General features: G+C 66.3%; 23 protein-coding genes. 10 read left to right on the top strand and 13 right to left on the bottom strand.

Translation table 11 applies throughout. The features are described 5' to 3' along the window. Positions 1-62: 62 nt before the first annotated feature. Entirely contained in the window at positions 63-695 is a 633-nt protein-coding gene (locus ACQP0C_RS04890; RefSeq protein WP_433734439.1) for a PaaI family thioesterase, read from the bottom strand. Positions 696-931: 236 nt separating this feature from the next. Between ACQP0C_RS04890 and ACQP0C_RS04885 the strand changes: the two genes are divergently transcribed. From ACQP0C_RS04885 to ACQP0C_RS04865, 5 genes are all read left to right on the top strand, one after another. Further along, on the top strand, positions 932-1,825 hold the full coding sequence (locus ACQP0C_RS04885; RefSeq protein ID WP_354959900.1) for a 1,4-dihydroxy-2-naphthoyl-CoA synthase: 894 nt from the start codon (positions 932-934) through the stop codon (positions 1,823-1,825). Between the two features lies 1 nt (position 1,826). Then, a complete protein-coding gene (locus ACQP0C_RS04880; protein WP_433682471.1) occupies positions 1,827-2,219 on the top strand; it encodes a VOC family protein in 393 nt (130 codons plus the stop codon). Positions 2,220-2,647: 428 nt separating this feature from the next. Continuing rightward, positions 2,648-3,808, top strand: coding sequence for an o-succinylbenzoate--CoA ligase (gene menE / locus ACQP0C_RS04875; RefSeq protein WP_433730950.1), 1,161 nt, complete (start codon positions 2,648-2,650; stop codon positions 3,806-3,808). Positions 3,809-4,063: 255 nt separating this feature from the next. Further along, positions 4,064-5,047, top strand: coding sequence for an ATP-binding cassette domain-containing protein (locus ACQP0C_RS04870; protein WP_433730948.1), 984 nt, complete (start codon positions 4,064-4,066; stop codon positions 5,045-5,047). Continuing rightward, positions 5,044-5,883 carry an ABC transporter permease gene (locus tag ACQP0C_RS04865; protein ID WP_433730946.1) on the top strand — a complete coding sequence of 280 codons (840 nt, stop codon included), beginning with the start codon at positions 5,044-5,046 and terminating at the stop codon, positions 5,881-5,883. The genes ACQP0C_RS04870 and ACQP0C_RS04865 overlap by 4 nt, the downstream gene beginning before the upstream one ends. A gap of 48 nt (positions 5,884-5,931) precedes the next feature. Here the strand turns inward: ACQP0C_RS04865 and ACQP0C_RS04860 are convergent, their stop codons facing one another. Beyond that, positions 5,932-9,504, bottom strand: a complete 3,573-nt coding sequence (locus ACQP0C_RS04860) for an AfsR/SARP family transcriptional regulator (protein WP_433730944.1) — start codon at positions 9,502-9,504, stop codon at positions 5,932-5,934. A 163-nt stretch (positions 9,505-9,667) separates the two neighbouring features. On the opposite strand from ACQP0C_RS04860, the gene ACQP0C_RS04855 reads away from it, so the two are divergent. Continuing rightward, positions 9,668-10,126: an SRPBCC family protein gene (locus ACQP0C_RS04855; RefSeq protein ID WP_433730942.1), complete on the top strand. Its 459-nt coding sequence runs from the start codon at positions 9,668-9,670 to the stop codon at positions 10,124-10,126. Positions 10,127-10,189: 63 nt separating this feature from the next. Beyond that, positions 10,190-11,062 (top strand): 1,4-dihydroxy-2-naphthoate polyprenyltransferase, encoded by an 873-nt coding sequence (locus ACQP0C_RS04850; protein ID WP_433730940.1) that lies wholly within the window; start codon positions 10,190-10,192, stop codon positions 11,060-11,062. 149 nt (positions 11,063-11,211) lie between these two features. Here ACQP0C_RS04850 and ACQP0C_RS04845 read toward each other — a convergent pair whose 3' ends face one another. The 5 genes from ACQP0C_RS04845 to ACQP0C_RS04825 form a co-directional block, all read right to left on the bottom strand. Then, a complete protein-coding gene (locus ACQP0C_RS04845) occupies positions 11,212-11,598 on the bottom strand; it encodes a phage holin family protein (protein ID WP_433730938.1) in 387 nt (128 codons plus the stop codon). A gap of 76 nt (positions 11,599-11,674) precedes the next feature. Beyond that, positions 11,675-12,253, bottom strand: a complete 579-nt coding sequence (locus ACQP0C_RS04840) for a Clp protease N-terminal domain-containing protein (protein ID WP_433730936.1) — start codon at positions 12,251-12,253, stop codon at positions 11,675-11,677. Beyond that, positions 12,253-12,474 carry a helix-turn-helix domain-containing protein gene (locus tag ACQP0C_RS04835; protein WP_354959891.1) on the bottom strand — a complete coding sequence of 74 codons (222 nt, stop codon included), beginning with the start codon at positions 12,472-12,474 and terminating at the stop codon, positions 12,253-12,255. The genes ACQP0C_RS04840 and ACQP0C_RS04835 overlap by 1 nt, the downstream gene beginning before the upstream one ends. A 138-nt stretch (positions 12,475-12,612) precedes the next feature. Beyond that, a complete protein-coding gene (locus ACQP0C_RS04830; RefSeq protein WP_433730934.1) occupies positions 12,613-13,698 on the bottom strand; it encodes a PLP-dependent cysteine synthase family protein in 1,086 nt (361 codons plus the stop codon). Beyond that, on the bottom strand, positions 13,695-14,045 hold the full coding sequence (locus ACQP0C_RS04825; RefSeq protein WP_433730932.1) for a DUF4229 domain-containing protein: 351 nt from the start codon (positions 14,043-14,045) through the stop codon (positions 13,695-13,697). Before ACQP0C_RS04825 ends, ACQP0C_RS04830 begins: the two co-directional genes overlap by 4 nt. Before the next feature lie 172 nt (positions 14,046-14,217). Here ACQP0C_RS04825 and ACQP0C_RS04820 point away from each other — a divergent pair, with 172 nt between their 5' ends. Both ACQP0C_RS04820 and ACQP0C_RS04815 read left to right on the top strand, forming a co-directional pair. Then, positions 14,218-14,427, top strand: a complete 210-nt coding sequence (locus ACQP0C_RS04820; protein WP_330250627.1) for a BldC family transcriptional regulator — start codon at positions 14,218-14,220, stop codon at positions 14,425-14,427. Between the two features lie 129 nt (positions 14,428-14,556). Beyond that, the gene (locus tag ACQP0C_RS04815; protein ID WP_433730930.1) at positions 14,557-14,760 is read left to right on the top strand and encodes a hypothetical protein; all 204 of its coding nucleotides are present in this window, start codon (positions 14,557-14,559) and stop codon (positions 14,758-14,760) included. Between the two features lie 248 nt (positions 14,761-15,008). On the opposite strand, the gene ACQP0C_RS04810 is transcribed toward ACQP0C_RS04815, so the two are convergent. Further along, positions 15,009-15,635, bottom strand: a complete 627-nt coding sequence (locus ACQP0C_RS04810) for a DUF456 domain-containing protein (RefSeq protein WP_433730928.1) — start codon at positions 15,633-15,635, stop codon at positions 15,009-15,011. 292 nt (positions 15,636-15,927) lie between these two features. Between ACQP0C_RS04810 and lppU the strand changes: the two genes are divergently transcribed. Continuing rightward, on the top strand, positions 15,928-16,593 hold the full coding sequence (lppU, locus tag ACQP0C_RS04805; RefSeq protein ID WP_433730926.1) for an LppU family putative lipoprotein: 666 nt from the start codon (positions 15,928-15,930) through the stop codon (positions 16,591-16,593). 239 nt (positions 16,594-16,832) lie between these two features. Here lppU and ACQP0C_RS04800 read toward each other — a convergent pair whose 3' ends face one another. From ACQP0C_RS04800 to ACQP0C_RS04780, 5 genes are all read right to left on the bottom strand, one after another. Continuing rightward, complete coding sequence (locus ACQP0C_RS04800) at positions 16,833-17,099, bottom strand: hypothetical protein (protein WP_433730924.1); 267 nt, start codon at positions 17,097-17,099, stop codon at positions 16,833-16,835. Between the two features lie 435 nt (positions 17,100-17,534). After that, a complete protein-coding gene (ccsB, locus tag ACQP0C_RS04795; RefSeq protein WP_433730922.1) occupies positions 17,535-18,503 on the bottom strand; it encodes a c-type cytochrome biogenesis protein CcsB in 969 nt (322 codons plus the stop codon). Positions 18,504-18,505: 2 nt separating this feature from the next. Further along, on the bottom strand, positions 18,506-20,158 hold the full coding sequence (resB, locus tag ACQP0C_RS04790) for a cytochrome c biogenesis protein ResB (RefSeq protein WP_433730920.1): 1,653 nt from the start codon (positions 20,156-20,158) through the stop codon (positions 18,506-18,508). Continuing rightward, positions 20,155-20,988 carry a cytochrome c biogenesis CcdA family protein gene (locus ACQP0C_RS04785; protein WP_433730918.1) on the bottom strand — a complete coding sequence of 278 codons (834 nt, stop codon included), beginning with the start codon at positions 20,986-20,988 and terminating at the stop codon, positions 20,155-20,157. Before ACQP0C_RS04785 ends, resB begins: the two co-directional genes overlap by 4 nt. Then, positions 20,988-21,197 (bottom strand): hypothetical protein, encoded by a 210-nt coding sequence (locus ACQP0C_RS04780; RefSeq protein ID WP_397050502.1) that lies wholly within the window; start codon positions 21,195-21,197, stop codon positions 20,988-20,990. Before ACQP0C_RS04780 ends, ACQP0C_RS04785 begins: the two co-directional genes overlap by 1 nt. Positions 21,198-21,231: the final 34 nt, after the last annotated feature.

The following is a 21,231-nucleotide window of genomic DNA, read 5'->3' as shown; positions in this document are numbered from 1 at the left end:
TCGATGAACGAGCGCACGTCACTATACGCACTGGTGCGCGCGGTCACACGGCGCTCTTCCGGCTACGGCTGCCACGGCAGCAATTGGACCATCAATCCTTCACAATCTGCGAGGACATTGCCCTGCTCATCGGCCAATTCCGCGGTTATGTACGTTTTGCGCCCTTCGATGCGGTCGACGCGACCGCGCACGGTCAGCGACGTCTCCAGCGGAGTGATCTTGCGATAGTTCACATGGAGGTAGGCGGTGCGGCTGATCGGTCGTCCCGCGTAATGCACGATCATGCCGAGCAGGTCGTCGAAGAGCAGCGGGAGCACACCGCCGTGCGCGGCGCCATTGCCGCCGAGGTGGTAGCGGCGGAACTCACCGGTCATCTCGATGCCATCGGGTCCGGCCTCGACCACCTGCCACGGCAGCAGCAAAAGGCTGCCGCGCCCGGGCAATTCGACCGCGCGGCCCGCCGGGCCCTGGAGTTCGGGCGCACGATAGGGCTCGAGCAGTTCGACGAGCGCTCGCGCCTGGGCGAGCGCGTCACCGAAGACCTCGTCGGGCGCGTCCACGGAGACGGCCAGATCCTGCAGGGTGCGCATGACCTCGACGAACGGCCCGAAGTTGGCCCCGATCCGCGCGCGGGAGACCTTGGGGAAGCCACCGTGCTTGTCGTACCGGGATTCGTCCACCGCACTGTGGTCGATGCGCGGGCCGGATCGTCCGACACTTCGCTCGGTAACCCGTTTCACTGCCTCACGCCCTCCCGTCGCCCGACCGCCGCCCCTCATCGAATCGCTCCGCGATGCTGCATCCATACCTGCACGGTAACGTCTTGTTTTACACCGTCAAGTCGTACCGCCGAGTAACGCCGTCGGCACCGTAGAAGTTCGCATGGAACTCGCTGGCGCCCGGATTATCGACGGAAGCAATAATCACTGGGGTGACGTTCAATCCGAAGCTGTGGCGGCCCGTTCCAGGGTTCGAGAACCTGACCGACATCACCTATCACCGGCATATCGAACAGGGCACCGTCCGGGTGGCCTTCGATCGGCCGGAGGTGCGCAATGCGTTCCGTCCCCATACGGTCGACGAGCTCTATCGCGCGCTCGATCACGCCAGGATGACCCCGGACGTCGGCGCGGTCCTGCTCACCGGCAACGGACCGAGCCCGAAGGACGGCGGCTGGGCCTTCTGCTCCGGCGGCGACCAGCGCATCCGCGGCCGCAGCGGCTACCAGTACGCCGAAGGCGAGACCGCGGACACCGTCGACCAGGCGCGCGCGGGCCGCCTGCACATCCTCGAAGTGCAGCGGTTGATCCGGTTCATGCCGAAGGTGGTCATCGCGCTGGTCAACGGCTGGGCCGCGGGCGGCGGGCACAGCCTGCACGTGGTCTGCGATCTGACCCTGGCCAGCCGCGAGCACGCCAGATTCAAGCAGACCGACGCCGATGTCGGCAGCTTCGACGGCGGTTACGGCAGTGCATATCTCGCGAAAATGGTCGGCCAGAAATTCGCGCGCGAAATCTTCTTCCTCGGCCGTCCCTACACCGCCGAGGAAATGCATCAGATGGGCGCGGTGAACAAGGTCGTCGACCACGCCGAACTGGAGAATGTCGCGCTGGAGTGGGCCGCCGATATCAATGGCAAATCCCCGCAGGCCCAGCGCATGCTCAAGTACGCGTTCAATCTGCTCGACGACGGTCTGGTCGGCCAGCAACTGTTCGCGGGCGAGGCCACCCGGATGGCGTACATGACCGATGAAGCGGTCGAGGGCCGCGACGCCTTCCTGGAGAAGCGCAAGCCGGACTGGACCCCCTACCCCTGGTACTTCTGACATGGACATCCTCAGCAGCCGAGTCATCCTGCGGCCCGCCGACTATCGCGCCACACTCGCCTTCTACCGCGACGGACTCGGGCTGGCGATCGCGCGGGAGTATCCGGGCGGCACTGTTTTCTTCGCTGGACAGTCGCTGGTCGAGGTGGCCGCACACGGCGGATCGGGTAGATCCACGGCGTTCGAGGGCGCGCTCTGGCTGCAGGTACGCGACATTTCGGACACCGCGGCCGAACTCGCGCTCAAGGGCATCTCGATCGATCGCGCGCCGGTGCAGGAGCCGTGGGGGTTGATCGAGATGTGGGTGCACGATCCGGACGGGGTGCCCATCGTTTTGGTCGAAGTGCCTGCCGAGCATCCGATCCGACGGGATTCGCGCTGGTCACCGGACTGATCGCGCGGGCGGCGGCGACCAGGGCGACCCGGTCCGAGTTGCCAATGCCGACCCCGGCGAGGACGATAACGCACGGATGGCCGCCCGACCGCCGACGTCCGGGTGACCGCCACTGAGTACCGTCCTCCGAGTGAATCGCAGTCTCGATGTCCGGCGTACCCGAGTTCTCCTCCCCTGACGCGGCCGAAGCCACTCCCCGCTGCCTCAGCAAACCGACCCCTGCCGCATGCGGTGACGCTGACATGACACGATCAAGGTCGTGAGGGAGCGCAGCGAGCGAACCATGAACACAGCGCGCCTGCGCACGACAGGGCCGAGCAGCAGCGAGGTGCAGTCGTGAGAGAGCGAAGCGAGCGAACCATGGGTACTGCGCGCCCGCACACTGCGGACCCGCGCCCGATGGAGCCGAACCTCAGCGAGGCACCGTCATGAGCAAAACCCTGCGGACGCTGCCGATGCCGACGGGATCGGGGCTCGGCGATGTGATGCCGCATTTGCGAGAAGTGTTGGAGGGGAACGGTCCAGCCTGGTTGCCGATACCCACCAGCGACCGCCGGGAGGCCCGGCGACTCAGCGATGCGCTGGCTCCGGGCGAGCCGATCGATGACGAGGTGGCGCTCGTGGTGACCACTTCCGGCACCACCGGTGTCCCGAAGGGCGCCATGCTCAGCGCGGCGGCGCTGCGGGCCAGCGGGACCGCGACCCACGATCGTCTCGGTGGTCCCGGCACCTGGCTGCTCGCCCTGCCGACCCACCACATCGCCGGCATTCAGGTGTTGCTGCGCAGCATCCTGGCCGGTACCGAACCCGCCGTCCTCGACGTTTCCGGCGGCTTCCTACCCGAGGCGCTCGCGGGCGCCATCTCCGGTATGCGCGGTGAGCGCCGGTACTCCGCATTGGTCCCGACCCAGCTCATCAAGGCCCTGGAGGCACCCGCCGCGGCGGCGGCGCTGGCCCAGTTGGACGGCGTGCTGGTCGGTGGCGCCGCCACTCCGGCTCGGGTCTATGAACGCGCGAAAGCGGCCGGTATCAATGTCGTTCGCACCTACGGCATGAGCGAAACCTGCGGTGGTTGCGTATACGACGGTATTGCGCTGGACGGCACCGAGATTCGCATCGAGGACGGTCGCGTCCTGCTCGGCGGCGCGATGATCGCCACTGGCTACCGCGGTCATCCCGACCATCCGGCCTTCGCCGAACCCGGCTGGTTCCGCACCGAGGACGCGGGCACCTATGAGAACGGCGTGCTCAGCATCACCGGACGGCTCGACGAGGCGATCATGACCGGTGGGCTGCTCGTCATCCCGCAGGTGGTGGAGGCCGTGCTGATCAACCATCCGGGAATCAGCGAATGCGTGGTGCTCGGCCTGCCCGACGACAGGCTCGGTCAACGGGTCGCCGTCGCCGTTGTCCCCGCCGCCGGCGCGAGCCCGACCCTCGAGGAACTGCGCGACCACGTCGTGCGCGAACTCGACTCCATCGCCGCCCCACGCGAACTCGCGATCCTCGACGAGCTGCCCTTGCGCGGACCAGGTAAACCGGACCGCGCGAAACTGCGCGAACACTTGCTCGCGGAGTCGACGCACTAGTACACCGACCGGCTCGGTACCGACCTTCGGCACCTCCGGGATTCGGTATGCGGCCCTACGCCGAACCCCACAGCTGAACCAGGACGTTCTGCCGTGATCCGGGGCCGATTCGTGCGCGAACACAGGTGCATCCGGCCGTTCGGCGCGACTCCGGCAACGCGCGTCCGGCGGGCTCGGCCGATGCAAGCCGGTGCAAGAATGGGGCGACACTGCGGTGCAAGGGCCGTGCAAGACACCGGCCCCAAAGTCTTACCCATGACTTCTTTCACACCCAGTTCAGCGCTCGCCGTAGAGGCGGACGGCCTGGTCAAGGTGTTCGGGGAACAGCGCGCCGTCGACGGTGTGAGCCTGGCGGTTCCGCAGGGCTCGGTCTACGGCGTGCTCGGACCGAACGGCGCGGGCAAGACCACGACCATCCGCATGTTGGCCACCCTGCTGCGCCCGGACGGCGGCAGCGCCCGCATCTTCGGCCGTGACGTCGTCGCCGAACCGACGGCCGTGCGGTCCCTGGTCGGCGTCACCGGGCAGTACGCCTCGGTCGACGAGGATCTCACCGCCACCGAAAACCTGGTCATCTTCTCCCGCCTGCTCGGTCTGAGCCGCATCGATGCCAGGCGCAAGTCGGTCGAATTGCTCGAGGAGTTCGACCTCACCGAGGCGGCGGACAAGCCGCTGAAGAACTTCTCCGGCGGCATGCGGCGCCGTCTCGATCTGGCCGCCAGCCTGATTGCGACACCGCCGCTGCTGTTCCTGGACGAGCCGACAACCGGCCTCGATCCGCGCACCCGCGCCCAGATGTGGGAGACCATCCGCCGACTGGTCCGCGAGGGCGCGACGGTGCTGCTCACCACGCAGTACCTCGACGAGGCCGATCAGCTCGCCGACCGGATCGCCGTCATCGACCACGGCAAGGTGATCGCCGACGGCACCGCCGACCAGCTCAAGGCCTCGATCGGCGGCTCCTCACTACACCTGACGCTGGTCGATCGGGCCCAGCTCGATGAGGCCCGCCGCATTGTCGGCGAATTCCTGGGCACCGAGGCCCAGATCACGCCGGAGGCCGGACGGCTCACGGCGCCGCTGCAGGACGCGGGCATGACCGCCGATCTACTGATTCGCCTGCGCGAGTGGGAGATCGCGATCGACGAGATCACTGTCAGCAAGCCCAGCCTCGACGAGGTCTTCCTCACCATCACCGGCCACCCGGCCGAAGACGACAACGAACGGAGCGCGGCATGACCACCATTACCGCCCCTGATCAGGCCGCACGGTATGCGGCACCACACTCGATCCCGGAGGTCAGCAATCACATCAGCCTCCGCCAGACCGTGGCGAGCTCGTTCACCATGGCCTACCGGGGCATCCTCAAGATCAAGCACAATCCCGAGCAGCTGTTCGATGTGACGGTTCAGCCGATCCTGTTCACCGCGCTGTTCGCCTATATCTTCGGCGGGGCGATCGGCGGGAGTGTGTCGAACTATCTGCCGGTTCTGGTTCCCGGCATTCTGGTGCAGACCGTGATCCTGACCTCGGTCGTGACCGGTACCCAACTGCGCGAGGATATGGACAAGGGCGTCTTCGACCGATTCAAATCCCTGCCCATTGCCCGCATTTCGGCTCTCGCGGGCGCGTTGATCGCGGATATGGTGCGCTATGCGCTGGCCACCACCCTGACCATCCTGGTCGGCCTGGCCATCGGCTACCGGCCCGAGGGCGGATTCGTCGGTGTCGTGGTCGCCGGTCTGGTCATCGTGGTCTGCTCTTTCGCGGTGAGCTGGATCTGGGCGCTGGTCGGCGTCACCGGTAAGAGCGCCGCTGGCGTGCAGGGCATTTCGATGATGGTGATGTTCCCGCTGACCTTCATGTCCGGTGCCTTCGCTCAGGTCAGCACCATGCCGGGCTGGATGCAGGGGCTCAATCACGTGAATCCCGTGTACTACATGGTGAACATGGCCCGAGCGCTGATGAACGGCAATGTCTACGGCAGCGATCTGGCCTGGTCGCTGATCGGTTCGGTGGTCGTGATCGTGATCTTCGCGCCGCTGAGCATCAGGGCGTACATGCGCCGGGCCTGACCACTCAGGTCTGACCGCTAACCGAAAGTCGCGGTGGGAGACGCCAAGTCACCCACCGCGACTTTCGTTGTCACAGGGCAGTTCCTGCAGCAGTTCAAGAATTCGGTCGGCCGCTTGCCGTCGACGCAGACCCGCGGCACGCTCCAGCGCTTCGTCGAAGCGATCATCCCCCAGCGTTTTTCGATGCAGCGCAATGTGGCGCCGCAATTCGGCCGATGGACTGTCCTGTCGTGCCATCACTTTGCTGGCCACCGACACCAGCTCCAGGCCGATCTCCGAATCGGGTCGGATCGCGAGATGAAAGGTTCCGACCGCGTTGCCGACCGCACCGATCTGCGGCAGATCGTAGAACTGCCCGAGGCGACCCGCCGCGAGGCGGATCAGTGTGCGGACGATATCTTCGGCTTCGGCGGGCTGTCCGTAGAGCACGTGCGCGTCCACTGCCCCGCTCGCGGTCATGAGGATGCCCGGCCCCGGCATCGGTTCGTCATCGGGCCAGCCGTACAGGTCGAGCGCCCTACGGTAATGGCGCAGCCCGGCATCGATATCGCCCTCGGCCAGTTCGAGTTCCGCCATTCCGATCACGACAGGGGCCAATCGGTGGTTGCGCCGGATGTGCGGATCGTCGATCGAAGACCCGTGCGCCGGGTCGCCGTCCGGCGCGCCGAGCGCGAATCCCAACTCCCGCCGTGCCTCGGCGAGGCGGCCCGCGCCGATCAGCGATACCGCGAGATAGCTGCGTATTTCAATGGCTTCCTCGTGTGCGCGCAACTCCCGCAGCAGATCCCCGGCCCGGCGGTAGTACTCCACCGCGTCGGAGTAGTGCGCGGTCTGTCCGGCGAGCTGCCCCAGATGCTGGGTGACCATCGCCGTGCCCCAGATATCAGTGCCCTCGATCAGCCGCAAAGCGGCCCGTGCGTCCCGCGTGGAGCCGTAGACATGGCCGGAGTTTTCCCGGATATTCGCGCGCATGAACACCGCCGCGGCGCGGACCACGGGGTCCGGCGATCGGGCGCCGTCGGCGAACAACCTGGCCGCGTTCGCACCCGAAGCGTCCCCGCAGCCCATGACGCCGAGAAAGCGGGCTCCGCTATTGAGATCGATTGCGGTACTCAGCAATCGACGGATCCGCGCCCGGGTGGTCGCCACCTGACGCAGGCCGCCGCCGAGGTACACCATGTGCATACCGATCTGCAGGTGTGCGAGCATCTGCAGATCGGCGACCGTGCCGCGCACCGGACCGGGTTCCGGTGCCAGGGTGATGATCCGGCTCGCCCAACCGCTCAGCTCCATATGCGCGCCACGCATGACCCACAGCGTTCCCACAACCGGAAAGACCCGGTACACCGTGCGGGCGTCCCTGCGCTCCAGCGCATATCGCAGTACCGTGACCAGATTGTCGAGCTCCGCGCCCACCGAGAGCACGGTGGCCACCTGTGCGTCGGAGAGATAGCGCTGCACGGCCGAGATCGAATAATCACGGGCCCAGCGCGACATTCGATCCATGACCACGGGACGCTCGTCGATCGCGCCCGCAATGCCGGCCGCCGCATCGGATCCGGTGCGCGCGAGTTGTTCCTCGCCGAATTCGCGGACCGTTTCCAGCATGCGGTAGCGGGTTCCGATGAGACTTTCGTCATCGTCGAGGACGGTGAGCAGTGACTGGCTCACCAAACCGTCGACAGCCGTGGCTACGTCGTCGACATCCGGCCCACCGGCCACCACTTCGGCGGCGTCGAGGGTGAACCCGGCCGGAAAGCGGCACAGTCTGCGCAGGGCGATCTGCTGCGGCTCTTCGAGCAGATTCCAACTCCACGCGATCACCGCGTACAAGGTGCGATGCCGTTCCGGCGACGAGCGATCTCCGCTGCGCAGCAAGGCGAAGCGATGTTCGAGCCGGGTTTCGATCTCCTCGACGCTCATGGTCCGCACCCGCGCGGCCGCGAGTTCGATGGCCAGCGGCAGGCCGTCGAGCGTGCGACACAATCGGGCAACGACTTCGGGATCCAGCCCCACCGTCGGCCGCACGGCCCGCGCCCTGGCGTTGAACAGCTCGGTGGCGGGCGATCCGGCCGCGTCGATCGCCAAGGGTGCCAGCGGATATACCGTTTCGGCGGTGATCGCCAGTGGCGCCCGGCTGGTGGTGAGCACGCTGAGCTGGTCACAGCTGCCGACCAGATCGGCGACCACCTCGGCCACCGCATCGATCAGATGCTCACAGTTGTCCAGTATCAATAGCATCGGGCGGGCGGCGAGCGCGTCGCGCAGGCGGCGACCGGCATCGCTGTAGCCGGTGGTGCGCCGCCACGCCGTCTCCCGCACGATCTCGCCGAGGCCGAGTGTCGTGCTGATCGCGGCCTCGATATCGGCACGCGGATCGGCGTCGGCGGCCGGATCGGCCCGCACCGAGGCCAGCTCCACGAGCACCACGGATTCGCTGCGCGCGATCCGGGCACCCAATTCGTTGGCCACCCTGGTCTTTCCGGTGCCGCCAGGGCCCAGGACAGTCGTCACCCGGGAGCGGTTCAGCAGTTGCTCGAGTGCGTCCAGATCCTCGGCACGTCCGAGCAGGGCATTGGGGGCCGCGCGCAAGCCGATCGCGGAGAGGGCACTCGGCGGTGCGGCAGCGGCCGAATCCGAAACTCGTCCAGTCGAATCCCGCGCGATCGAATCGCGCGCAGCGGAATCTCGTGCAGCGGAATCTCGTGCGGGCGAATCGCGTACCGCAACCGATACTGTCGGATCAGCTGTCGTGACCGAATTCACAGCGGGTGTCGCATTCGGCACGACCCCACCATGATCCGTCCGCGGCGCGAATCCGGGCACCGGATCACCGCGCAGGATGGCGGTATTCAACTCCACCAGCGCCGGACCGGGATCCGCGCCGAGTTCCTCGATCAGCCGCCCGCGCATCGATGCGAAAACATCCAAGGCCTCGTTCGGCCGCCCCGCCGCGGCCAGCAACCGCATCAAGGTGCCATGCGCGGCCTCGTCGAGCGGCTTCGCGGCCACAGTTCGGCGTGTGATCGCCACCGCGCCGTCGAGATCGCCGCTCGCGACCCGGGCCGCGACCTCGATCGCCGCCAATTCGGACAACCGGTTTGCCGCCGCGGCGCGCAGTTCCTCGGCGAGTTCGCCCGCGGGGAGGTCGGCCCCCGGCTCACCGCGCCACAGCGCTCTGGCCTGTGCGACCACGGTCAGACAACCGGCGTGATCGCCATCGGCCTGGCTGGCGCGGGCCGCGCGCAGCAGTTCGTCGGCCAAGGTCAAATCGACCTGATCCGCGGTCAAGGTGAGGCGGTACCCGGCCGGGCCGATCTCCAGCGCCGCGTCCGGCAGCGCGGACCGCAGCCGCGACACCTGGGTGTGCAGCGCGTTCATCGGTGCGCGCGGCGGCTGCTCACCCCAGACCTCATCGATCAGCGCCTGGGCGCTGCGGCTGCGACCGGGGCGCAGGGCCAGTGCCGCGAGCAGCAGCCGCGAGCGCGCCCCGGGCAGCGCCGTGAGGGCACCATCCCTGCGTAGCGCGATTTCGCCCAGCAGGGCCACTACGACCGATTCGCCTGCGGGCGTCGTGAGGGTTCGACTCCGGCCGATCGGGCCGCTCTGGTCAGGAAACATTCCGTCGCTATCGTATGCGAGCCGCGGCGTGAGCGACGGGCCCGGAGGCGGTTGCGCAGCATGACTACGCAGGGCCCCGGGAGTGCCGCAATCGAGTGTCCTCTGCTGGGCTGACATGGTTTTTCCCCCTGTTCTGCGCGGGTGCGTCGCTTAGGCTGAGCCCATGGCTGAGTTCGAAATCGTTCGGCAGGCTGTGATCACGGCCGACCCGGCGCGCATTCATGGGCTGATCGATAACTTCCACGAGTGGACCAAGTGGTCGCCCTGGGAGGATGTCGATCCGCAGCTGCGGCGGAAGTACTCCGGCCCGGACGCCGGAGTCGGCGCCCAGTACGCCTGGGACGGCAACCGCAAGGCGGGTCGCGGCAGCATGGAGATCACCTCCAGCGACGACCGGGAGATCGGTATCCGGCTCGCCTTCGAGAAGCCCTTCAAGGCCACCAATAAAACGACCTTCGAGCTGAACCCCGTCGAAGGCGGCACCGAGGTGGTCTGGCGCATGACCGGGCAGCATTCGGGCCTGATGGGAGTGATCGGAAAGGTGTTCCCGATCGACAATATGATCGGCAAGGACTTCGAGAAGGGCCTCGGCCGATTGAAGGCGGCCGCCGAGTCCAACTGAACCGGGCAGGCCAACCGAACCGCCCGAGCAGACTGCACCGCCGCCGCGCACTAGGCTGCGAACATGGCTACTGCAGCGCAATGGATCGAGGGCGCACGGCCCCGCACCCTGCCGAACGCGATCGCCCCTGTCCTGGCCGGAACCGGCGCAGCCGCCTCGATCGATGGCGCGGTGTGGTGGAAGGCCGTTCTGGCGCTGCTGGTTTCGCTTGCCCTGATCATCGGGGTGAATTACGCCAACGACTACTCCGACGGTATCCGCGGCACCGATGACGTGCGCGTCGGCCCGCTGCGGCTGGTCGGGCAGAAGCTCGCCTCCCCCGCCGCGGTCAAGAATGCCGCGATCATCAGCCTGGCCATCGGTGCGGTCTTCGGACTGGTGCTCGTCATCGCGACGGCGTGGTGGTTGCTGCTGGTCGGGGCGGCCTGCCTGGCCGGGGCCTGGTATTACACCGGTGGCAGCAAGCCGTACGGCTACAGCGGTTTCGGCGAGTTGGCGGTCTTCGTATTCTTCGGTCTGATCGGCGTGCTCGGCACCGAATTCGTGCAGGCCGAGCGCATCGAATGGGCGGGACTGGTGCTCGCGGTCGGGGTCGGGGCGTTCTCCAGTGGGGTGCTGGTCGCCAATAATCTGCGCGATATCCCGACCGATACCGAATCCGGGAAGGTCACCCTCGCGGTCAAACTCGGCGATCCGCGCACCCGCACCCTGCACTTGGCGCTGCTCGCGGTGCCGTTCATCGCCACGCTTTTGCTGGTAGTGCGCACGCCGTGGGCACTGGTCGGGCTGGTCGCGGTGCCGCTGGCGGTGCGTGCCAACGCACCGGTGCGCTCCGGTAAGGGTGGGTTGGAATTGATTCCGGCCCTGCGCGATTCGGGGCTGGCACTGCTGGTGTGGTCGGCGGTTACCGCACTGGCGCTCGGTATCGTCGGTTAGGTACTTCGACGCGCCGCACCAGGTTGACGCGGGTGGGGTCGAGCCCGCATTTTCCGGCCGAATCCGGCTATTTCCGCCTCGTTCGCTCGGGGAATGCACGCTCGGCCCCATTCCGCCATCGAACGAGCGGTTGACGCGGCGCGCAGCTGCTAGTCGTCGCCGTCCGGTACCAGGACGCCGAGAATCCAGTTGACCAACGCGACGATGACGCCGCCCCAGAGCGCGGCCCAGAAGCCGTCGACGCGCAGGCCGTAGTCGGTGGTCTCGGTGATCTTCGCGGTGAGCCACAGCATGAGCGCGTTGATCACCAGCAGGAACAGACCGAGGGTCACGATGACCAGCGGTAGCGATAGAAGTTTCACGATCGGCTTGACCAGGGCGTTCACCACGGTGAAGACCACGGCGACGGCCAGGATGACAATGACTTTCGCGCCATTGCCCTTGTCGGCTGGGCTGAGGATTTCGATCTTGTCGACCCAGGCGGCGGCCAGCCAGATGGCCACCGCGTTGATGATCAACCGAATCAGAAGCTGCATGCCACGATGCTAGGCCCGGAGGGCGGGCATGTGCTGCCACAAAACACAAATCCCGTGGCATGCGCATACCCGCCCCTCACGCGGCACAATCGAGCAGCGCGTGCACCTTCGGCCGGAGATCGTCGATCGCCTTCGCGCCGCCGAGGATGCGGGTGGTGTTCGCATTGGGCGCGCGCAGAATGCCGAGCAGCAGGTGACCGGATTCGATGGTCTTCTCCTTGCGGGCCAGCGCTTCTCGCAGTCCCAGTTCCACCACCTTCTTCGCATCCTTGGTGAACGGGATATGACCCCAGTTCCGGTCGCGTCCGAAGGCGGATCTGGATCGCTCCTCGGGGACCGCTCGCTCGAGCGCATCCGCACCGAAGGTCGCCTCCAGACTCTCCCGCACCGCGTCCAGGTCGATGCCGATCGAGCGCAGCGCCGCGGCGTCCTCTTCCCCCAGCGGCTGACCTTTACGTTGTTGGCCAAGGGTTTTCAGTGCGTCCCGATGCGTGACGCCCATCTCTTCGAGCAGCGTCTTCAACTCCGGCTCGCCCTGCGACAACACGCCGAGCAGCACATGCTCCACCTCGATCCTGGGTGAGCGCAGCTCGCGCGCGTCTTCCTGGGCGCTGATGATCGCGATCTTCGCCGCCCTGCTGAACCGTTCGAACATCAGCGGTTCCCGCCTCTCCGGTTGTATTTCTGGTGGACCGCCTGCTTGCTGACCTCGAGCGCCTCCGCGATCGCCTGCCATGACCACCCTTGTTCGCGGGCATTGGTCACCTGGATCGCCTCCAGCCGTTCGAGCAGCCGACGCAGCGCGAGCACCGCACGCAGCCCGACCCTGGGGTCTGGGCTGCCCGCGGCGGCCGCCAGTGTGGTTGCCTCAGTCATGGCGTCAATTTTGGTTGACGCCATCGGGGGTTGTCAACAAAAATTGACGCCGCCGGAGTCAGCTACCGGAGAAAGCGAAAACCCCGCCGCCCCGGCGCTACGGCCGGGATGGCGGGGTTGCGGAACTGCGTGCGGCGACTAGCCGGACCAGATTCCGGTCGCGGTGAACTTGTCCAGGACTGCCGCGGGTTCGGCCAGGCTCATACCCTGCGCCTCGACCCACGCGTCGTCGAAATACGTTCCGGCATAGCGATCTCCGCCGTCGCACAGCAGGGTCACCACACTGCCGGAACGACCGGCGCCGAGCATTTCGGCGATGAGTGCGAAGGCGCCCCACAGATTGGTGCCGGTGGAACCGCCTACCCGGCGGCCGATTACCCGACTCGCGTGCCGCGCGGCCGCGATGGATGCCGCATCGGGGACCTCGATCATCCGGTCCACCACCTGGCCGATGAAGGACGGCTCCACCCGCGGGCGGCCGATTCCCTCGATGCGCGAAGGCATTCCGGTCTCATATCCGGCGTCGGCGGTCTCGTAGCCGCCGAAGAACGCGGAGTTCTCCGGATCGACCACGGCCAGCTTCGACGGGAAGCGGTGGTAGCGGATGTAGCGGCCGATGGTGGCGCTGGTACCGCCGGTGCCCGCGCCGACCACGATCCAGTCCGGCAACGGATGCGTTTCCAATTCCATTTGCTCGAAGATGGATTCGGCGATGTTGTTATTGCCGCGCCAGTCGGTGGCGCGCTCGGCGTGGGTGAACTGGTCCATATAGTGACCACCGCATTCGGCGGCCAGCCGGGCCGCCTCGGTGTACATATCCGGCGGGCGCTGCACGAAATGACAACGGCCGCCCTGGGCCTCGATCAACTCGATCTTCTGCGGCGAGGTGCTCGCCGGCATAACCGCCACGAAATCGAGGCCGAGCAGTTTGGCGAAATATGCCTCGCTGACCGCCGTCGAACCCGAGGACGCCTCCACCACCGTGGTGCCCTCGGTGACCCAGCCATTGCAGATCGCGTACAGGAACAGCGACCGCGCCAGCCGGTGCTTGAGACTGCCGGTGATGTGGGTCGACTCATCCTTCAGATACAGCTGCACGCGCCACGCCGCGGGCAACGGGTACCGGAGCAGGTGGGTGTCGGCGCTGCGCTGGGTATCGGCCTCGATGAGGCGCACGGCATTGTCGACCCAGCCGCGCGGAGTACTGCGGTCGCAGTACTTCACGAAGCCGCCCCGGTCGAGTCGTCATCACCGCGCAGCCGCGCGCGCAGCTGCGCCTTGTCCTGACGGCGCTTGGCGTCGACGAGCGCGATGTCCTCGTTGACCCGCGCGCGCAGCCTCTTGAACACCGTCAGCGACAGCGGCATCGCGATGATCAAGGCGAACAGGGCGGCGACCACCAGCGGGATCTCCACCGAGACGAGCTGGGCGACACCCATGATCGCGGCGGTGATGACGACGACCAAGCCCAGCCTGGCGAGCGTGTACAGCACCAGATTGCGGGCCAGCCGCGCGCCGGTGCCAGCCGTTTGCTGTCTCGGGTCACCTTTCGGTGGAGTTGCGTCACTCACGTCGTCCAGCCTATGCGAAGCTATGGCCCGCGCCTCTTGCCGAGGTAGGGCCCGTATCCCATTTGTCTATTACTTCCCCTTTACCAACTGTAGGTGGTTCGAGTACCTAGGGGTCACAGTGCAACGATGGCGCCATCTGATGAGGGAACTGTCGAGAACGGAGAGGTTTGCTATGACTGCGATCACCGTCGGCGGCCAGGACACCCTGCTGACACCGGGCCAAGTGGCCGCCATGTTCCACGTCGATCCGAAGACCGTCACCCGCTGGGCCCACGCCGGGCGCCTCGGGTCTCTGCGCACACCGGGTGGACACCGCCGGTTCCGCGAGTCCGAAGTACTCCAACTGCTCAGGTCGCTGACCACCGAGGCCACCGCACGCTGATCGTGGCCGATGCGGGCCCGTAGCGATCCCCCGTCTAGGGGCCCGCACCCACCCTGCAGAGTGAATTTCGCATCTGCAGTGTTCGAAGGGTACGCACGGGACTACCCTCGTTAGCAGGAGGTGAGCGACGTGACGTACCTGTTGGCACTCATCGCAGTTGTGGCAGTCGCGGTGTTGTGCTGGAAGGCGTTCGGCCCCGAGAAGTCCGGACCGAGCGCTCGGCCCACCCGTTCACCACAACGCAAACGCATCGTGGGGCCGGACGACGACCCTGAATTCCTCTGGCGCATCTCGCGCCAGCATCGTGATGGCGACGGGCCCACCGAGCGCTGACCGCTCGGCCCCTCGACTCGCCGGGTGGCTCCAGCAGCGCGAATCCCTTGGCCGCGCAACCATATTGACCACGCGGTCTATTAAGGTGTGCGCCGTCCGGATAGCTGGCCGAACGACCGCCGGACAAGCACCACCGACGAACGCAGCCCCCGACGGCGACGCCTCAGGCCCCGCATAAGGAGTGGCTAGCTCGCACAACGTAGAGCCCGTGTGAGGTAGCCACTGGGTATGCGACAACCCTCAGACGATCACGGCTCGCCGTTGATGACCGCCATCATGGCGTCCATGAAGGATTGGCCGCCCATGATGTAGCCGCCGGCGATGGCGCCTACGACGGCGCCGATGGGGCCGGTGATGATGCTGAAGAAGAAGACGCCGACGATGGCGCCGATGATGAGGCCGAGGGCGCCGCCGAGGATGACGCCGACGATGTTCTTGTTGATTTCGTCGGTCAGCCGGGCCATGGAGCTGACCGGCTGCATCTCGCCGATGTTCTTGGCGGTCAGCTTCGGTGTGAGAGCGAGGGTTCGGCCGTTATCGGTGATGGCTTGGTCGACCGCCACATTCGTGCCGGAGAGCTGGTAGGTCAGCGGAACTTCGGCGACCACGTCGCCGGCGTCGGACTTCAGCAGGACCTTGGTGCCGTTGTCGGTGAGTTCGAACTTGCCGCTATCGACGGCGGTGGTCACCACTCGGTGAGTTTCCTTGCGTTCGTCCTTGGTGTCGGAAAGCGCGGTGTGGTAACCGATTCCCTGCTCGACGCCGGAGGCCGACACCTCTTTGGCGACTTCCGCGGGCTTCGCGTGCGCGGTTCCCGCGGCTACTCCGACGGCGGCGACGGACAAGAAAGTGGCGGCGAGCATGCCGAACTTCATCAAGGTTTCCTTCTGACAAGCACCGGCCCCGGTAGCCGATAGACGCGTCTAGCGCCACGTAGCTTGTTGCCCCGCACGGCATTTGGGAAACCCCTGACGGCCATCGTTATTCGATTGTTACCCCAGCAACCGACCCATGATCATTTCACACACGTATCCTTTTTATCCTCAAAAATGGGTAACTCGACGCGCCCGCGTCGAATGGTGTAGGCATGACGTGATCTCTCACCATTGCAACTTTCAACTTCGTATCTCGGCGCGCGAGTTCGAACAGCCCTGGAGGACGTCACAGGTGTCGCGTCAACGTATCCGTGCGGGTCTCACCTTGACGGTCTTCATAGCGGTAACCGCGCTGGCCGCGGCCGTCGTGGCGGTGGCGGCAATGTCGCTGGGCAACGACAAGTCCACCACCAGCAGTCCCTCGCCCGCGGCCCAGAACGATGCCGCGCCGACCACCGCGACGGAACCGTCGTTCCCCGAGCTGCCGCTGGGCACCTCCGAGGCGGCACCGACCACCTCCGCCATCCGCAGCACCTTCGACAAGATCGCGGGTGGCCTGAAGGTGGACGTCGGTGACTGTGTGGAGATCGGCGGCACCGGCGACAGCCCCACCCTCGGCAAGACCGCCTGTGGCGGTGCGAGTTCCACCTACAAGGTCATCGACAAGGCGGCCGAGAACGCCGCCTGCCCCAGTGACGCCGACCGCACCCTCAACGACACCCTGCGCGGCATCAACCGCGCCGCCCTCTGCTTGGACATCGACTGGGTAGTCGGCGGCTGCATGGACCCGAACAAGGACAACCCCAAGCGCATCGACTGCGCCACCAAGGGCGTCCCCAACGGCGTCCGCGTAGTCGAGGTCAAGCAGAACACCACAAACGTCAACGTCTGCTCCGCCAGCGACCGCGGAATCGTCTACCAACAACGCCAATTCGTAGTCTGCGTGCACCGGCTTTAACCAACAAGCCCGCTCTCTCGCTTCGCAGTCTCGGTTGCCCTCCCCGGCACGATAATTCGTCGGTCAGGGCCGAAAATCAGGTGGCGCAACCGATCACGACGCGCCCTGGACAAATTGCATGGATGTGAGACTCGGTCTGATCCGAGCCGTTGGCGTGAATGGTTGTCGAACCCACCCGCCGAAAGAGGTCTCCCGCACACGGCTTATCTACGCGGGTGGGCCGGACCACTACGCGGCAGTCACCACGGCATCCCGTTGCACCCCACCCAGTTGGCGGACAAGGTGCACATCGAGGTGATTCCCAGCAGTTTGAACACATTCACCATGACATCGGCAGATCCTGTGGCCGATCCCGTACCACCGGCCGTGGCAGCCGCCGTCTGTGAGGTGTTCGCCGGGGCCGGTTCCAGCGCAATGCCGGGCGACGCCGCGGCGGAACCCATTGCCGCACCGCCCCCGAGGGCGAACGCCACCACGGCCACACAACCGACAACTGCTCTCTTCATGATCTATCCTGTCATCGAATTTGCTTGTCGCGTAGCACGTTAACTCGGCCCAAAACCGGCGGAAAGCCGGATTTACAGGTGCCATGACTTCTGGGGTCTGCGCATACGTACCGGAAATCCGTGACTATTGAACTCCGGGCTCACATCCCGGATTTCACACACCGAGCCGGTCGGCCCCGGAATCGCGCACCGCGGATGCTTCCAGGCTCGTGCGTGGCGGCAGGGGAAAGGTTATGCGCGACACCGAAAGAACCCGGCGCTGCTCACGAACCGGCACATCAAGAAAATTGTTGCCGAGATCGGCGACCTTCCGCTTGCCGCCGCCCGGCGTACTCCGAACTCGGCTCGAAACTACTGCGTACTCGCTGCGTACCGAGTCCGAAAACTATCGGTTCGGAAGTACCGGAACAATCGGCATTCCTCGAGTAGATCCTGCTAGTTCAGCCCAGCGTACGAGTGCAACCCGCTGATCACGATGTTGATGATGAAAAGGTTGAACAGCATCGCTACGAAACCAGCGACGTTGATATACGCGGCCTTGGTGTCGCGCCACCCCGATGTCGCGCGGGCGTGCAAATACGCGGCGTAGAGGACCCAGGCTATGAAGGAGCAGGTCTCCTTCGGGTCCCAGCCCCAGAAGCGGCCCCAGGCGGCTTCGGCCCAGATGGCGCCGAGGATTACGCCCGCGCCGAAGAGGGGGAAGCCGATGATGGTGGTTTTGTAGGCGAGGCGGTCCAGGGTGCGGGCGTCGGGGAGGCGGCGGGCGATGGTGCCGAGGATATTGGCGGATTCGGCGCCTTCGGGCTGACGCAGGCGGTAGAGGAAGAGCAGGCTGGCGATGCCGGAGACCATGAAGACACCGCTGCCGATGCTGACGATGGTGACGTGGACGGGCAGCCAGAACGACTTCAGCGCTGGCACAACGGGTGCCGCATCGGCGTAGAGCACGGTTCCCGCCAGGAACAGCAGGATCAGGATCGGGACGAGCAGGAATGCCCACATCGACCGGTAGCGCTGTTCGCGCAGGAACACCATGCCGACGACGGCCGCCGCGGCGGTCGCCATGGTGACGAATTCGTACATATTGCCGAGCGGAAAGCGGTGGGTCGCGAAGCCGCGCAATACGATCGAGGTCACGTGCAGGGCGATGGCGACGAACAGCACCGAGAACGCCATATTGCCGGCGCGTTCCGCGAACGGCTTGGCCTGCGGTGTCTCGACCCGCCCCGGCGCCGCGGGACGTTGCGCGCCGCCGCCAGCGGTCACCAGTTCGCGCGCGACGACCCTTTGTGTCCGCGCCGCCGCGTACTGCACGATCAGCAGCACCAGCACCAGCGCGTACACGACGATCGCCGATTTGAAGGCGAGATCGCTGTACTGGGCGATGGTCTCGTCGATCGGCATGGTCACTCTCCCGGTCGGTCCATGGGCGCGGCGGATCGGTCATCGAGCAGGCGCTCGCGCAGGCGATCGAATTCGCCGCCCCAGCCCGCCTGATCGGTTCTGGCCAGCCCACCCATCTCTACTACGGTGTGTCGTTTGTCAACGGTACCGGCTTCGTCGTCGGCCGGGTAGCAGCGGATCCAGATGCGCCGCCGCTTCACCAGCAGTGACACCAGCAGTCCTGCCATCATGGCCAGCGCGCTCACCAGCACCCACTGCTGCGCCGGATCATGCGATACCTGCAGGTTCACGAATTCCTGCGCGCCGTCGAAGGTGACCTTGGTGCCATTGGGCAGGGTGGTCGACTCGCCGGGGCGCAGGTTGACCCTGGCCTCCTTGGTCAGTCGCCCCTGCTTGACCTGCTCGGGATCCAGCGCGAACAGCGACTGCGGCTTACCGGTGTCCAGACCGGTGTCGCCGCGGTAGACGTCCACCGCGACCGCCGGATCGTTCATGGTCGGGAACGACGAGGTCAGCAGGCTGCCATGGAGCAGGGCGGTCGGCGCGAACAGCCCCTCGATCGCGATCTGGTTCTTGCGGCGTTCTTCGTCGGTCGCGTACATGCCGCCGGGCGGATCGATCCGCAGCACACCGCTGGACAGGAAGGTCTGGGCGTTATCGGGCCGCCACTGGACGGTCTCGGTGCGGGTCTGCCCGTTGGGGAAGGTCACCGTGAATGTCGGCGCGAATCCGTGGCCCTGCAGGTACAGCCGATCCCCCGCGACGCGCAGTGGATGGTTCACCTGGATCTGCGCATCGCGCCAGGTATTGCTCTGCAGATCGGCCCCGGCCTGATAGTCGATATTCGAGGTGAACATCTCGGCCTGACCGTTCGTCAGGTAGTCGGCCTTGAAATCCTTGACCCGCACGCACAGCGGCGCCATACCGGTGCCGTCGTTGATATTGCCCGCCTTGAACGAGTCGAAGACCGCGGGCGAGGTGGTGCAGAAGCCGGGACCATTGTTAGCGATGACGATCACGCTGCCCTCGTAGCCGAAGAGCTTGCCGACCGCGATGGCGACGAGCAGGCCGACGAGGGCGAGGTGGAAGACGAGGTTGCCGAGTTCGCGGGTGTAGCCCTTTTCCGCGGAAAGGGTGATCTCACCGTCACGAGTGCCCTCGCGCACCTCGGTGCGCCAGCCGCGCAGTTCTTTTCGCGCGTGCTCGAGCACCGCGTCGGGGGTACCGTCGACCGTCTCGGAGTAATGGTGCGGCAGCCGCGACAGGTTGCGCGGCGCCCGCACCGGCGGCGTGCGCAGTGCGCGGTAGTGGTCCAGGCAGCGCGGCAGAATGCAGCCGACGAGCGAGATGAACAGCAGCGCATAGATCGCCGTGAACCAGAAACTGGAGAACACGTCGAACAGTTGGAACCGGTCCATCCACGGACCGAGCGTCGGGCGGTCGGCGATGTACTGGTCGACCTTGCCCTCGTTGAGATTGCGCTGCGGCAGCAGCGCCCCCGGAATCGCGGCCAAGGCCAGCAGGAACAGCAGCACCAGCGCGGTGCGCATACTGGTGAGCCCGCGCCAGGTATTTCGCATGAGCGCCCACGCGCGACCCGGTAGCGATTGGCGCGGCGGTGTCACCGGCGCCTCGGGTCTATCGATCACGGTCATATCGGCAAGGTCACCTCGGAAACGAACGCATCGCGCACCCACGCGATGAACTGGTCCCATGCCCCGGTGACCAGCGCGATGCCGACCGCGACCAGCAGCATGCCGCCGATGAGCTGAATGGTGCGGGAATTGCGCCGCAGCCAGCCGACACCGCGCAGCGCACTCGCCGAACCGAAGGCCAGGATCACGAAGGGCAGTCCGAGACCGAGGCAGTAGGCGACGATCAGCGCGACACCGCGCACCGCCGTCGTGCCCTCGGTCCCGGCCGAGACCGCCATCACCCCGGACAGCGTCGGCCCGAGACACGGCGTCCAGCCGAGCGCGAAGACCGCGCCCAGCAGCGGAGCGCCCGCGATACTGGTGAGCCGGCGCGGCTCCATCCGGGTATCGCGCTGCAATGCGGGGACCAGACCGATGAACACCAGACCCATCAGGATGGTGACCACGCCGCCGACCCGTTGCAGCAGTTCACGATTTACGTTCAAGGTCTGGATGACGCCGAAAACCGTCGCGGTGGCGAGCACGAACACCACGGTGAATCCGGCGACGAACAAACCGGCCGCACCGGCCACCCGCAGCCGACCTGTACGTGCCGCAGCCCACTCCGAAACCGCCGTACCGCCAAGGCTTTTGGCTTGTGCGGCGGTGGCAGGCGGCGCCTCGGCACCGACCAGCCCGGCGAGATAGGACAGGTAACCCGGCACCAGCGGCACCACACACGGCGAGGCGAACGAGACCAGTCCGGCCAGTAAGCAAGCGCCGAGTGCCAACAACAGCGGCCCGGTCGCCGCCGTCTGCTGGAACGAATCACCAACTGCGGCGAGCACCATCAGTCGGTCTCCACCGGGGGTCGATCGGCGCGCTCGGGCACCGGCGCCGACTCCGGAACGAAGTCCATCATGGAATCGGCTGCGGCGCTGCGCGGTACGGCGGCGACGCCGACCCATCGGTCATCGACAGTCCAGACACCGCGTACCAGACGGGCGGCCTGCCGCGGGCGACAGGCACGCGGGCTACGAGTACGGCGATCGCGATTCACGATTGCACCTTCCTACCGCTCGCTCTCGAGCGGG

The sequence above is a fragment of the Nocardia sp. CA-129566 genome (assembly GCF_050956075.1).
Classification (GTDB): domain Bacteria; phylum Actinomycetota; class Actinomycetes; order Mycobacteriales; family Mycobacteriaceae; genus Nocardia.
This window is presented reverse-complemented; position numbering and strand designations above follow the sequence as displayed.

Excerpts from the sequence above, each read along its gene's own strand:
- ACQP0C_RS04850 (WP_433730940.1), top strand. The coding sequence starts at position 10,190 with ATGGCTACTGCAGCGCAATGGATCGAGGGCGCACGGCCCCGCACCCTG.
- ACQP0C_RS04810 (WP_433730928.1), bottom strand. The coding sequence starts at position 15,635 with ATGAAGTTCGGCATGCTCGCCGCCACTTTCTTGTCCGTCGCCGCCGTC.
- resB (WP_433730920.1), bottom strand. The coding sequence starts at position 20,158 with ATGACCGTGATCGATAGACCCGAGGCGCCGGTGACACCGCCGCGCCAA.
- ACQP0C_RS04835 (WP_354959891.1), bottom strand. The coding sequence starts at position 12,474 with ATGACTGAGGCAACCACACTGGCGGCCGCCGCGGGCAGCCCAGACCCC.
- ACQP0C_RS04865 (WP_433730946.1), top strand. The coding sequence starts at position 5,044 with ATGACCACCATTACCGCCCCTGATCAGGCCGCACGGTATGCGGCACCA.
- ACQP0C_RS04845 (WP_433730938.1), bottom strand. The coding sequence starts at position 11,598 with ATGCAGCTTCTGATTCGGTTGATCATCAACGCGGTGGCCATCTGGCTG.
- menE (WP_433730950.1), top strand. The coding sequence starts at position 2,648 with ATGAGCAAAACCCTGCGGACGCTGCCGATGCCGACGGGATCGGGGCTC.
- ACQP0C_RS04860 (WP_433730944.1), bottom strand. The coding sequence starts at position 9,504 with ATGTTTCCTGACCAGAGCGGCCCGATCGGCCGGAGTCGAACCCTCACG.
- ACQP0C_RS04785 (WP_433730918.1), bottom strand. The coding sequence starts at position 20,988 with ATGGTGCTCGCCGCAGTTGGTGATTCGTTCCAGCAGACGGCGGCGACC.
- ACQP0C_RS04870 (WP_433730948.1), top strand. The coding sequence starts at position 4,064 with ATGACTTCTTTCACACCCAGTTCAGCGCTCGCCGTAGAGGCGGACGGC.
- ACQP0C_RS04800 (WP_433730924.1), bottom strand. The coding sequence starts at position 17,099 with ATGAAGAGAGCAGTTGTCGGTTGTGTGGCCGTGGTGGCGTTCGCCCTC.
- ACQP0C_RS04840 (WP_433730936.1), bottom strand. The coding sequence starts at position 12,253 with ATGTTCGAACGGTTCAGCAGGGCGGCGAAGATCGCGATCATCAGCGCC.
- ccsB (WP_433730922.1), bottom strand. The coding sequence starts at position 18,503 with ATGCCGATCGACGAGACCATCGCCCAGTACAGCGATCTCGCCTTCAAA.
- ACQP0C_RS04880 (WP_433682471.1), top strand. The coding sequence starts at position 1,827 with ATGGACATCCTCAGCAGCCGAGTCATCCTGCGGCCCGCCGACTATCGC.
- ACQP0C_RS04820 (WP_330250627.1), top strand. The coding sequence starts at position 14,218 with ATGACTGCGATCACCGTCGGCGGCCAGGACACCCTGCTGACACCGGGC.
- ACQP0C_RS04855 (WP_433730942.1), top strand. The coding sequence starts at position 9,668 with ATGGCTGAGTTCGAAATCGTTCGGCAGGCTGTGATCACGGCCGACCCG.